The sequence below is a fragment of the uncultured Methylophaga sp. genome (genome assembly GCF_947259025.1).
GTDB lineage: Bacteria > Pseudomonadota > Gammaproteobacteria > Nitrosococcales > Methylophagaceae > Methylophaga.
The window spans coordinates 1-11,968 of sequence record NZ_CAMYKO010000001.1; the positions used below are offsets into that span (position 1 = coordinate 1).

Annotated in this window: 16 protein-coding genes and 1 pseudogene; 10 read left to right on the forward strand and 7 right to left on the reverse strand. The window is 42.0% G+C overall.

The features are described 5' to 3' along the window. Positions 1 to 122 precede the first annotated feature (122 nt). The 3 genes from Q0X64_RS00005 to Q0X64_RS00015 all read right to left on the reverse strand — a co-directional run bounded on the left by Q0X64_RS00005 (position 123) and on the right by Q0X64_RS00015 (position 2,618). On the reverse strand, positions 123 to 1,157 hold the full coding sequence (locus Q0X64_RS00005) for a hypothetical protein (protein ID WP_297807313.1): 1,035 nt from the start codon (positions 1,155 to 1,157) through the stop codon (positions 123 to 125). Between the two features lie 97 nt (positions 1,158 to 1,254). Continuing rightward, on the reverse strand, positions 1,255 to 2,088 hold the full coding sequence (locus Q0X64_RS00010) for an abortive infection family protein (RefSeq protein ID WP_297807316.1): 834 nt from the start codon (positions 2,086 to 2,088) through the stop codon (positions 1,255 to 1,257). Between the two features lie 71 nt (positions 2,089 to 2,159). Beyond that, positions 2,160 to 2,618, reverse strand: coding sequence for a hypothetical protein (locus Q0X64_RS00015; protein ID WP_297807319.1), 459 nt, complete (start codon positions 2,616 to 2,618; stop codon positions 2,160 to 2,162). A 289-nt stretch (positions 2,619 to 2,907) separates the two neighbouring features. Between Q0X64_RS00015 and Q0X64_RS00020 the strand changes: the two genes are divergently transcribed. The 9 genes from Q0X64_RS00020 (at position 2,908) to csrA (ending at position 8,364) form a co-directional block, all read left to right on the forward strand. Further along, complete coding sequence (locus tag Q0X64_RS00020) at positions 2,908 to 3,228, forward strand: hypothetical protein (RefSeq protein ID WP_297807322.1); 321 nt, start codon at positions 2,908 to 2,910, stop codon at positions 3,226 to 3,228. A 1-nt stretch (position 3,229) separates the two neighbouring features. Beyond that, positions 3,230 to 3,634: a hypothetical protein gene (locus tag Q0X64_RS00025; RefSeq protein ID WP_297807325.1), complete on the forward strand. Its 405-nt coding sequence runs from the start codon at positions 3,230 to 3,232 to the stop codon at positions 3,632 to 3,634. A gap of 9 nt (positions 3,635 to 3,643) precedes the next feature. Further along, positions 3,644 to 4,402, forward strand: a complete 759-nt coding sequence (locus tag Q0X64_RS00030) for a metallophosphoesterase (protein WP_297807330.1) — start codon at positions 3,644 to 3,646, stop codon at positions 4,400 to 4,402. Between the two features lie 697 nt (positions 4,403 to 5,099). Further along, entirely contained in the window at positions 5,100 to 5,333 is a 234-nt protein-coding gene (locus Q0X64_RS00035; protein WP_297807333.1) for a hypothetical protein, read from the forward strand. A 134-nt stretch (positions 5,334 to 5,467) separates the two neighbouring features. Then, positions 5,468 to 6,004, forward strand: a complete 537-nt coding sequence (locus Q0X64_RS00040; RefSeq protein WP_297807336.1) for a hypothetical protein — start codon at positions 5,468 to 5,470, stop codon at positions 6,002 to 6,004. Between the two features lie 21 nt (positions 6,005 to 6,025). Then, positions 6,026 to 6,820, forward strand: coding sequence for a hypothetical protein (locus tag Q0X64_RS00045; RefSeq protein WP_297807339.1), 795 nt, complete (start codon positions 6,026 to 6,028; stop codon positions 6,818 to 6,820). 93 nt (positions 6,821 to 6,913) lie between these two features. Then, positions 6,914 to 7,381 (forward strand): hypothetical protein, encoded by a 468-nt coding sequence (locus tag Q0X64_RS00050; protein WP_297807341.1) that lies wholly within the window; start codon positions 6,914 to 6,916, stop codon positions 7,379 to 7,381. 88 nt (positions 7,382 to 7,469) lie between these two features. Continuing rightward, positions 7,470 to 7,967: a hypothetical protein gene (locus tag Q0X64_RS00055; protein WP_297807344.1), complete on the forward strand. Its 498-nt coding sequence runs from the start codon at positions 7,470 to 7,472 to the stop codon at positions 7,965 to 7,967. Positions 7,968 to 8,193: 226 nt separating this feature from the next. Next, positions 8,194 to 8,364: a carbon storage regulator CsrA gene (gene csrA / locus Q0X64_RS00060; RefSeq protein WP_297807346.1), complete on the forward strand. Its 171-nt coding sequence runs from the start codon at positions 8,194 to 8,196 to the stop codon at positions 8,362 to 8,364. Here the strand turns inward: csrA and Q0X64_RS00065 are convergent. The 4 genes and pseudogenes from Q0X64_RS00065 to Q0X64_RS00080 all read right to left on the reverse strand — a co-directional run bounded on the left by Q0X64_RS00065 (position 8,361) and on the right by Q0X64_RS00080 (position 11,403). Beyond that, positions 8,361 to 9,131 (reverse strand): hypothetical protein, encoded by a 771-nt coding sequence (locus Q0X64_RS00065; RefSeq protein ID WP_297807349.1) that lies wholly within the window; start codon positions 9,129 to 9,131, stop codon positions 8,361 to 8,363. The genes csrA and Q0X64_RS00065 overlap by 4 nt on opposite strands. An 81-nt stretch (positions 9,132 to 9,212) precedes the next feature. Continuing rightward, a complete protein-coding gene (locus Q0X64_RS00070) occupies positions 9,213 to 9,974 on the reverse strand; it encodes a hypothetical protein (protein ID WP_297807352.1) in 762 nt (253 codons plus the stop codon). A 47-nt stretch (positions 9,975 to 10,021) separates the two neighbouring features. Further along, a complete protein-coding gene (locus Q0X64_RS00075) occupies positions 10,022 to 10,711 on the reverse strand; it encodes a DUF4145 domain-containing protein (RefSeq protein ID WP_297807355.1) in 690 nt (229 codons plus the stop codon). Positions 10,712 to 11,150: 439 nt separating this feature from the next. Next, positions 11,151 to 11,403: pseudogene (locus Q0X64_RS00080) on the reverse strand (helix-turn-helix transcriptional regulator). Between the two features lie 94 nt (positions 11,404 to 11,497). On the opposite strand from Q0X64_RS00080, the gene Q0X64_RS00085 reads away from it, so the two are divergent. Further along, positions 11,498 to 11,938, forward strand: coding sequence for a hypothetical protein (locus Q0X64_RS00085; RefSeq protein WP_297807358.1), 441 nt, complete (start codon positions 11,498 to 11,500; stop codon positions 11,936 to 11,938). The last annotated feature ends 30 nt before the right edge of the window (positions 11,939 to 11,968 follow it).

Genomic DNA, 11,968 nt, shown 5'->3' on the forward strand with positions numbered 1-11,968 from the left:
AGTTGAGGCGTGTGGGGTTCTTGCTGGAATTAGCGAAGGAAACATGCACCAGCAGTAGGTGAAGCATCAACCAGATAATCCGATGAGATGCCGGTCTGTCTCACTCTCATGCAAAGGTAAGATCAACCATTTAATCCGCTTACCCGAATCAAATAAGACTTCGTCTTTTTATCTTGAGACCATTCAGACTTAGTCAGTTTTAGGGGTAGCTCAGCGCTCTTACCTTTGTAACTCAAGTGGAATTTAATGCAACCATCCTCCAAATGGTTAATCTCTTCAACTTCCAGACTAAGTCCAATTTTTGGCGGTGGTGGAATGTCTTTTAGTGGAATAGAACGTGCTTGATGCAGCTCAATCTTGGGCTTGATTACATGCTCCGGGTAGACATAGTCAGGTAGCTTTATAGTGCCCTGTTTCAAGAAGTAACTCCGAAGCTGTTCGCACCAAAGCTTGATGACTTTATTTCTCTCATTTACTTTCTCAATACATGCCTTGTCTGCTAATTTTTTGATCGAACTTTTCAGTTCCTCACTAATGTTAATGAATTTCCAATTTGTTCTTTTATTGATAAATTCCTCGATAACATCAGGGGAGAGCTCTTTAGCCTTGAAGAGTATTTTTGAGAGATCTATCTCAACCAGATTGACATCATTTTCTTTTATCTTATGAAGCTTATCTTCATCAACAAAATGAGTTACTGCAAACTCAATAGCTAAATCGCAAACATCACCAAGGACTTCAAACTTAGCAAAGACGTCTGGTTTGATATTTATTTCAGGTAGATATTTTTCAGCTGTAGGCTCAATGAGATCAACTGCTGATTCAAAGACTTCATAGCTTGCTGAAATCTCCTCACCCAGCTCATCTCGACTTGTACTTTTTTCAGAATATTTGGGGAGTAGTAATTTCTTATTTTTTAGAACAATGAGTTTTGCTAGAACATGGAGTGCCGTCTCAGCGCAACTCTCCTTGTAGTCTTCTTTGCGATGATGGGCGAAGTAATGAGCCCGCTTTCTCCCCATACGTGCCTGCAATTGCCCACCGCAACCTATGCAGACACAATTACATTTAAGGCCTTTATGAAGTTCATCATCAAGGTCTTCAATCTGCCTTAATTGTCCTGTTTTGGAATCTTTACCAATTGGGATCTTTATCATTTAATCGTGAGCAATCCTTTGCAGTGGTGGTTTTATAGTTCTATGCCTCAAATGATACATCTGAAGAAGTATGATTTGCTTGATGTCATGAATGAGGTTAGTTCTGCACTCTAACTTTTCTTTCGTCCCATGTCTCGATCACAAATAATGCTATGGTGTGGGCTGAGTGAATGGCTAAGCGGGCATGTCTTGGTTTTAGGTTATAGACTTTCCTTCCTTGGCCATGTGCTGAGCTAGCGTGAGTTCTAAAAGCACCAATACCATCAACCACCGATATTATTCCTGAAAGAATTCTTTTCAAATCGTTATCTTCTAGAGAACCGGGCTCAAAGCCTAAATCAGAGCGCACAACTTTCCATACATTTTGCAAATCTTGCTTTTGAGGCATTTCCAAATGTTCATCTTCAATGTATGTCTTGAATATTGATTCAAGTATGTTGCATGCGGCTGAAACAGCTTCTCTGGGCTGTGAATTTACGTTTGAAATAGCCCTATTAAACTCAGCATCAATGGTGGGGATATCACGTCCTTGTATGAGCTCTGCCAAGGAACGGCTGGGAGTGTGGCTGCCATCTGAAATGAGCCCACCGGGAATATAATTGAGATTGCAGCGAGACAGTATTGCTTTTATCTTTTTTCTGAACTCTATTTTTCCATCCACGTTAGGTTCACCAAACCAAGCAGAATCTTGACTCTCTAATTCTGGCAACTCCATGTAACCCTCGATCAGGCGGCCAAGTATTTCTAATGGCCTATCGGTTTCTTTATTGACTCTCCTGAGCCAAGCTTGAACTTTAACGGGCTTTGAACCTTCCGGGGGCTCCCCCGGAGCTTCTGCATAAGAAAAAAGGTTGTCTAAGCTAGCATGTGTTTCGAAATTTGGTAAGTTTTCAGACAGTACAGCTATTACAGGGGCTGGTATTTTTTTCATCGTGCTGACTATAGCAATTCAAATTCTGTATTCTGGCAAATAATTCTGTATCAGGATTGTCGAGAAAGTACCTAAAAATAATTCTCAGGCCACAGATGTTCTGGTAAGTGCTCCCGTATTAAGTCAGAAGCCCAATTATACCCTCTTGCTTCAAGCTCTCTCACAAAATAAGGCCATGGTGGAATATTGCTCTGATATACCTGAAGATTTGATGTAGACATCCCGCCGCCTGGTAAGGTCGATAAACCGCCGTACTGAGAAGTAGACAAGCCACCATATTGGGATGTTGATAAACCACCATATTGGGAAGTCGAGAGGCCACCGTATTGGGAGGTGGATAAACCGCCATATTGAGACGTGGACATGCCTCCATATTGTGATGTTGAAAGGCCACCAAATTGTGCTGTCGAAGCCCCTCCATATTGAGAAGTTGACATGCCTCCATACTGAGAGGTGGAGAGTCCGCCTCCTTGCGTAGTGCTTAAATTTCTCGGCCAAGTGCGTAGATTGGGAATAGTTGGTCTGTTCATGCATCCATCCTTGTTACTTGGGTATGTTTGAGAGGTGCTAGCTATCCGTAGCTATCCGAATAACGTGAGCACAATGACAATAATGTTATGAACAATTGCGCTGATTTGACCTCAAAAATGCCCCTCTAAAAGCCTAGGTTAGAGGGGAAAGTTTATATTGTATAATATAAATCGCAAGACCCTGATTTAAAAAGGATTAATCCTTAATTTACAGTGATTTTCAACGGGTTGCAACCCCGCTCTCTTTTCTGCTTTTATGTATATCCACCAAGCCTAAATTAGGTAAAAAATGGATATACAATTGATCCCACCAGGCCATGCTCAGATGAAGGCATGGAATGTCATAAAGCTAAAAAAGCTCGGCACATTTCACATCGCTGGTTTCGAAATTTCAGGTCGGAGATGGAGAATCAGTACAGAAATTAGAGAGCTAGACACCATGAACCTCACTGCTAAGACACGCTCAGGTTCTCAGTATAAGTTCACTGAGCCCCGGGGAGTAATGCATCCCACTGTGATGGTAGTCCTCGGCACGATTGAGGAAGGTTACTCCATTGCAACCGATGAAGAGCTAATCCAATTCAAACCTCAGACAACTGGGGAGGCATAAGATGAACAAAAGTCTCACAGAGAGGTTGTTTGAGGAATGTCCTCTAATCTATAGGACAAACAGTGATGGGACTCAAACTATCGTTAACCGAAGAGAATTTGAATGTGGTGACGGTTGGTTCGATACCATCTACCAACTCTCTACTAAGATCGAATCCATAGCAAAGGTAATGCAACAAAATGGAACCCCAATATCTGGGTTGCCTCAGGTCCGTCAGGTTAAAGAAAAATTTGGCGGGCTAAGGTTTTATATGAACCGAAGCACTGAAGAAATAGAAGAACTCATTCAGCAGGCTAGTCTCCAAGCCTCTATTACATGTGAGTGTTGTGGCGAGGCGGGCTATAAGCAGGCAACTTCATCTGGATGGATAATGGTTGTGTGTGATAACTGTGCCAGGGAATATTGAGAAAGAAACATGAAAATTCAGCTTTACTCGGATTTGCACATAGAACAGATTGGCTTTTTCAGTCTCCCAGCATTAGACACAGATTTAATTATCCTGGCCGGTGATATTGATACTGGACTATATGGCTTGGAATGGGCGGAAGAGCTCAGAAGACTTCACAAGAAGCCCGTTATCTATGTTGCAGGTAATCATGAATATTACAAACATGAATATCATGCATTAACACAAGAAATGAGAGATTACGCTGCTCAGTACGACAAGCTGCACTTTCTGGAGAAAGATGAAGTCATTATTGATGGGGTGCGTTTCTTAGGTACAACACTATGGACCAACTACTTTGATGAATACGGGCCATTCGAGCGTGACAAAAATATCAAAATATTAGATGCAGCACTTATGGATCATAAAGTCATTAGGATCGATGAGCGCCGCTTCAGTGCTCAGGATGCTTATAAAGAGCATCTAACTTCTCTATCATGGCTTAAAGAGAAGTTACGCGAGAGCTTTTCCGGCAAAACAGTGGTAGTTACGCATCACGCCCCATCATTTCTCTGCAATCACAAAGATTTCGGCATGAATGAAATGAGCCCTGGCTTCGTTTCAAACCTTGAACATTTAATGAATGGGGTAGATTTATGGTGTTATGGGCATACTCATTCAAATCTAGATACTGAGGTTCAGGGCTGCAGGTTGGTGAGTAATCAGAAAGGATATAAACCTGAAAAAATTCCTGTCCCTTTCAAGTCGCAACTTATTATCTCTATCTGACTGTTCATTTTAGTGTGGACCCAAGCAAAATTAGATTTCTGATACATAAAATCAAGATGTTATAGAGGGCTGACACCACTGTTCTAGATTTGGCATGAAACAACCACCTAATTTCTGGATTCAGATTGATCAAGTTTCATTGCCGGATTGTGGTCGTATTAAGAGCAAGCCCGCTTTTGATGCAGGCTTAATCTATGGTTATTTGAGCTTACAGGTTCTTGTATTCAGTGCTTGGATTAAAACTCATCTAAAGGACTGTTAATTGCTTGGGCACCTTTAGGTAGAACATGCGTTTTAAAAATTGTCGTTTTTATGTCCTTGTGACCGATTAACCCTTGTCGAGCTCAGTAAAAATAAGCTTTTTCAGTCTTAGGGCCATAGTTACGACGTCGAATTTCTAGCCGCATTGCTCCCAGAAGCTCCGGTTTCTTGGTTACGGTCCGCTCATCACCCCATAAAAATACCTTCAATAGTGACTTAAAGGGTTGATAAAAAGGGAAAAGTTGATGATTATAGATTCATCAAGAAAAATGATAAGCAGACTTTAATTCCTGAATTATCATTTTACACGCCAAAGGATTGAGGTAACACTATGTTTCATAGTGAGAAAAGGACTTACACCTATCAAAATAAAAATTGTTTAACGGTTCTCTAGATCCACTAAACATGCTGTTAGGTGTACTTGATGGAGTCTGGAATGGAAGCACTCTTCGTCGGCGTAGGGACAATCATCCAGTCAGTAGGTCCTTGGGTGGCTCTAGCACTTGCGATAGTTTTGCCAGTTGCAGTAGGTAGCATTGTGTCGAAACTGACCTTTGGTTCTTATGCGCTGAATCGAAACAAGTACATCTTGGCTTCAACGCTTCTGGTCGCTGCTCTAATGTTTTCGACGGCGTCGGTATCGGCCATTGTTATGGGGCAGTGGGGTTAGGTTCAGGCAAAACAGCAGGGGGGGATAGTGCTCTACGGCGAGTACGCACACCTAACAAGTAAGGGCTACGGACGCGCTAACAGCATGCGCCGCAGCCTTCGGCGTTACCTGTAGACAGATAAGTATGAGGGATAATGAAAAGATCACTTCACCAAACTCTTAAATGCATCTATGACTTTGATGATCTTGGCGTTAGGAAGTTATCCGAAAAAATGCACCGGAAACATGGTGATCATCGTGATTTCTATGGGTTGTCTGCACTATTAGAGGCTGGATATATTGGTTTCACTGGTCCAATTTTTGAAACTGAATCTGGCAAATTAGATACGTACAGGCAAGTTAGGCTTTTTCAAGCGTATTCGCAGGGCTACGGAGAACAGTCCTATGATGGTGTCACTATATGTGAATCTGAACATTTTGATTCATTTTTATATATTGGCCCCAAAGCTATAACCTACTTCCAAAGTAAATCAGAAATGCGAAATGGCTGGCTTATAACAGCAGTCCTGAGTTTGGTGGTAGCAATAATATCAGGCGTGTCGGTAGCTTATCTAACGAGTGCTGACACTAAATGTTGCCCTGTTTCAGAGGCTCACCTCACAAGTCAATCAAGTTCGCCCGTAAAAGACGCGACCCGGACGCACTACGTGCGCCGCATGTTGAGGCGATAGGTCGTAAGGATAAGAAGCAACGTGATAGACCTCTGGAATCCAGGAACTTTTAATGCTGAGCTAAAGCGCACGCTCACAGCGGAATCACAGTTGATTTTCGACTATTACTCTGAAGACCAAAGATTGATGGATGAGCATTTGAATAGCTCGCCTTACCAAAAACTAAAGCCGAACAGGTTTTCCGCAGACTTCTTCTCGTTCCGAGAATATGAGCTGACACCGATATTGGCGGGATGTCGAATACGAGCTTGGCACTACGCCAGGTTGTTAGACCATGAGGTGGCGGCGATGCAACAGGGACTAGTTCCTTCGTCATTAGAGTTTTTAAAGAAACGGCTTAATGACCTAGTTGCTATGAACCTTCTGAGTCAGGAAGAAGCCGACAAAGTCTTTCTATATAGCCCCTTTCAATCGCAAGAGGCTATAAGGCCAGGGAGGTTTTGGATTGTCACCTTGCCACTGCATTATAGCGACAAAGGCGTATTGCCTCTCCTTGGAAGCTGGGGCGGGGAATCAGCGTATTTTCGCCTTTCCGATAAGGCACTGGCTAATAAGCTGGGAAATCTCGGAATGTCACGAATTCTCGAGATTGGGGCCGCCCTCTCTGACGGTCACAACGCATTCAGTGTTTCTAGTACAGTGCTGGAGGCATGGGCCAAGAAGCTAGGAGTCCCCATGGTTCCGACTGGATGTGATCTTGCAATCACCAATAGTCTCGGCACTGCTAAATTGGTTCGGGTACACACGAAAGGCGAAAGCACTTTTGCGACGATATCTAAAACATACCCTAAAGGTGTGTCTGAAAAGATCATCTAAAATCGGCTAAACGGCGACCACTTTACCGCCGCTTCGCGGCTACAAACCCGCGCTTGAGACGGGCGTTAGGGCTCAAGAGGACAACGAATTCTGATGAACAAATTTGTCTGGGATACATCTGCAATAGTAAATATTAAAGAGCCGAATGCTGAGGGATACTCTCCGGGACATAGCTTGATTAGAGACTTATCGGATGGCTGGATAAAAGGAGAGTATTTAAATATTTTCCCAACCCTTGCTGTTTTTGAAGTCAACGCGACGGTCTCAAAAATGCACAGGAAAGGAATTAATATTCTGAGAGAGTTTTACATATTTGATAAACATGCCCAGTTATATGCTGTCGATCGAGATTTAGTCTCTAAATCCTATGAGTTCTTTACTATCGACGGTTTCGATAAGTTGTACGGTGCTGATTTGGTTTTTGCTTGTATAGCTCATATTGAAAATGCCTATCTTGTAACAAAAGACAGTAAATTAGCACTTCACGCATCTAAACATGTCAGAGTTATTGACTTAAATGAGAGTTTAGAAAGCGCCAATTATCGTGATCTATTTGAGTAGGAAAGCCCCAACAAATCGCTTAAGCCGACCAAAAACCGCGATGCGGTTTTCGTCTGCTGAGATTAAGCGTTAGATTTCAGGAATTTTAATGGAACAATTAGTACTAGTGATTGGGTTAATAAGTGGTGCTGCTACCATAATCAGCTTCTTGATGGAAAAAGCTGGTGTACGTGGCAACTGGGTTCATGCTGCTTACGGTTTTTTTATTGCTCTTTTTGCTTCAGTTCTCGTAGCAAATTTTGCAAGCTTTTCAGCTGAGCAGGAAGTATTGAAAAAACAAATTACCCAATTAACAAGCATTCAATACCAAGCGGCTAAAATTCTCAAATATACACCTAGGAATAATGACGGTGAGAGAAGAGGTTTTATGTTTGCAGGTTTATCATTTCTTGAATCCCATAAGGCAGAACTTCCAGATACATATGATATGGCTCGCCAATTTTCAATTTCCTCTGGAATATTAGAAAATAAACAAGAGGATGGTTCAGAGCGTCTTTATCAAGGTTGGGCACTTATTGACGGTGCAAATGCAATGGAATCCTTATTAAAAGGCGTAGCGGCAGGAGTTCAAGAAGATGAAATCTAAACATACTCGGACAGTCAAAAGCGTCGCTTCGCTCGGTTTTTCCTGCTGGTGATTTGCAGCGTTCCGTAATACTGGCAAATCTCATTACAATGCTACTCAGTATTAAGTTAGCAATGAATAATCCAAGTCAGGCTGTTTACTTACGATTTGAGACGTATGGAAGATAAAATGCTAGAACAGTATTGTTATTGATTTTTAATTACATAGGATCAAGGAGCGATCTCACATGCTTATCATGACGAGAAGAGTGGGTGAAACTATCATCATCAATGATGATATTGAACTAACAGTGCTTGGAGTCAAGGGCAACCAAATTAAGATTGGCATCACTGCCCCAGATGACGTCTCTGTCCATCGTGAAGAGATTTATCTAAGGATAAATGGTGAAGAAGACTAGATCAGTTTATTCGCTTCAGCAAGAGCTTGAACTAACTCCTCTGGAGAAACGACATTAACTGGAAACTTCTGTTCGAGCTGCTGCAAATTGCTTGCGTGAAAAATTGATGTGCTTCCAGCACCGCTAGCCCTATCATTTGTGCAGAAATAATCTATTCCATAGCCATAACTTGCAGCTAAAGCATCGCCATCTGTCCATTCACTAACTGCCTTGGAATAATTCTTAACAGTTATTGAATTATCATTTTTGGTATGTGGAACAAGCCCACCATTTTGTGCGCCTAGTTCATTCATTAGCTTGCCTTTGCCTGCGCCAAGGCTTTCGATAAAACGCGCGCACTCGAAAGAGCGCTTTAGCCTCTCTTTATCACTATATTTATTGCTGGGAGCCCAGTATTTATCAGACAGATTTAATTTCGGCGCTCCTATTCTGGGTAAAGCCGTAAATCTAAATCCCATCTCAAGCGCTTGAGGAATAACTCTTTTTAAGTATTCTGATATTTCAGGGGCATTGGCACCATTTTTTGATGAGACTTCTTCACCATCAGCACACATGGAAACTCCTGCGCTGTAGTTAGCATAATATCCTTTCCTATCTCCCTTCTTGATTGTTTCTATTGTAGCTATCCCCTCAAAAAAGTATGGCTCGATTGCGCCCCTGATTATTAATTCATAAAGTTTAGTGTAAACATCATCTGAGTTGTTACGCTTGTTCTCATCTACGATGCTTTCCCAAACATTAGAATCGAAAGTGACTAAAGTACTCATTGCTTTCTTATTGTTTATTGTGTGGAACACTCACCTGAATTTACTTTAAAGCACTGTTTCTGTGCTGTTGCCAATTTTTTACTACAGGAGCCCAGAATAACCTCTCATTTCTCCTAACGCTGTGGCAGTTAAGTAGGGTAACAATGTTGTGCCCACAAAAAGCCCCTCTTTTTCTTTATAGCTATGCAAAATCCCTACTAGCATAGGTAGACGCCAATCCTGGGAGAACTCTTGTCCATAAGGCCATGCAAATATCGCCCCTCCACTCACTCCTCGTGGACTTGGAGGGTTCATTTTCTGCCCATTATCTGGATTAAGAGCATTTTTTTTATGGAAGTGAATGATTATATTTTGGTCAGTAAGGAGATTATGCTTTTCATAAAGTTCATTGTCTGCAGCAATCCCCCGGTAATAGGCTAGTTCAGAGGAGAAGCTGCCTCCATTCTTCTTACTTTTACTTGCCGGATATCCAACAACTGATAGAACGTTTAACTCCAACGAACTCTCAACCAGTTCGATTTTTTTTATGAGAGGTTGAAAATAAACGAACAGCTTTCTAGCGAAATCATTGCTTAAACGATAGTAAGCCATATCTATGCTGTCATCGTTTCTTGATAACTCCGGCAGTAAATCAAGATGTGCCAGGTATCCTTCTATCTCTTCAAGCCCCTCTATTGTTGGCACTAACAGTTTCCCGTTTTGAAGAGAATCCGTTACATGAGCTGCTGTAAATAGGAAAGGTTGAGAGCGAAAATCTATAAATACGCCTGTTCCTATTTGTTTTATGCCTTTGGGTATTTCTGTTTCAATAAATATTGGGATTAAAGCCTGATTAACTTCCATAATTTGTCTGAAAAACTAACTATGAACTAGTCTATGGTACGTAATAGCTACGCACCTTGATGGGGAGCATTGTCACGGTCTAATAGGCCTTCTAAACTATTTATTTCCTTAGGAAGCACGTGTAAGTAATCGATAAGGTTCTCAAGAAGTTTTAGCATCTGGAGGGCCATTTGCTCATCTGGTTCCTTCTCCGCATCAAAGTGAGCGCCGAGATTGCCTCCGTGACGCAGAACATCTGCCAGCTTTCTGATCGGTTCTGAGAGATCAACGGACTCTGCCACGGCTCGTATTGCTCTCGCCAATGTTTGGTTCGTTTCATTGTCTGGTAGCAAACCTTGAAACAATCCCTCAAGTGTTCGTCTACAACATACGGCAGTTGCGACATAGTTACCTGAGTTGTATGCATCCACCGTTGACAAATAAGAACGGAACAAGGCTTCTGGTACTAGAGAGGATATAGGTTTGCTTGGGCGTGGCTCACCAGTGTTTGGATGTATAAATACTTCAGCTGACTCTGGGCCATGCATACCAAAAGACCAAACCCCTACATGGTGGTCACAACCTGGACATTTTGACGAAGCGATCGCGCATGCTCTCGGTTTATCTAGATATTGCTGGGTCGTGGCGAAAGTAACCTTTTCAGAACAGTGAGGACACCATGTGGAGAAAGATGCCGGGATATAAATGTTTCCTAAATTCGTCCACTTTCTGACTTGACTGTGTGTGATTTGCCGCATGTTATTCTCTTTTATGTCTTACGTTTGCTTATCTGCAAGCGTTGTCACCCTGGTGGAGGTCTAGCTTTGAGGTGGCCAGAATGAATTTGAGCGATTTGTCATGTGACTATGGCTACCCCCCCCCCCCTCAGGTACTACCTCCAAACGGTTAAAAATAAACTTGACCAGAAATTAGTCCTCGCAGAGCCCCTGATGAAGTCAGTTAGATATTTTTACTTTACTTATTAACTCTATCGCAAAGTCTTTAGGTAACCGGTAATGAGTGAGATCAAGAGATTCAATATCATGTAATGGATGATTGGCGAGATTGTGCAAACGTATCACATCATCTTTAGGGAAAAGGTTTACACCCAGACGAATACGTTCTTCGACCCTAATAAGAAAATCGTGGTCGTTCAAATTGCTGAGACTGTCTATTTCCATGTCCAGTGCCATTCCTTTACTTGAAGAGTTTGAGCACGAACTCGATCTTAGTTTCTAGCTTCTCATATGCTAATTTCAATAGGTCGAGCGGGTGCGTATCTAGAGTAGAGCACATTTCTTCAATTTTTTCTAATGTCGGACTTTTTATGCCTCTCTCTAGTGAGCTAAATGTAGGTTCTGCTGGAGATGAGCGAAAAATCCTCCTGGCTTAAGTTTCTTGATTTTCTTATTTCTCGCAGTGCTAGACCGAAGGCCTGACTGATATTCATGTCTTTCCATTTCATTAGAAAAGATCATGTAGCCAAAATGAACACTATAGGGCTAGAATCTAAAACGTTCATTATGGATTTTCCCTGTACTACAATGACAAACACTACTACTGATACAAATGCTGAGAAGCTCTTTTTGTTACCGCCCTGGTCTCAGCCATATACCAAAAACCAGAGCAAGTTTTTCATGGCTGTTTTATATGAAGGGGGTATCGAAGGTGAGCAAAAATTTGATACCAAGTATCTGGCTGATGGAAATGAGCTAGTTTTGCTGATGCTCTCGAATGATGTCACCGTAGACAGTGTTTATGTCGTCTCATTCCCTGAGCCTGCAACCGAACAAGTGCTGATGGAGTTCGTAGATGAGATTTGGATGGGGGTAATCAGCGAAGAGAGCAAAGAAAAAAGTGTTTGCTACATTGTCAGAACCATGAACGACACTCATCATGTGTTCTCTAAGTTAGGTGAAGTATCTGAAAGCTTGATTAAGCATAAATCTCTATTCTTCAGTAGCACACAGCAACTACTCGAGTAAAAATCAGAGCTCACATACACTTGGCTGCTA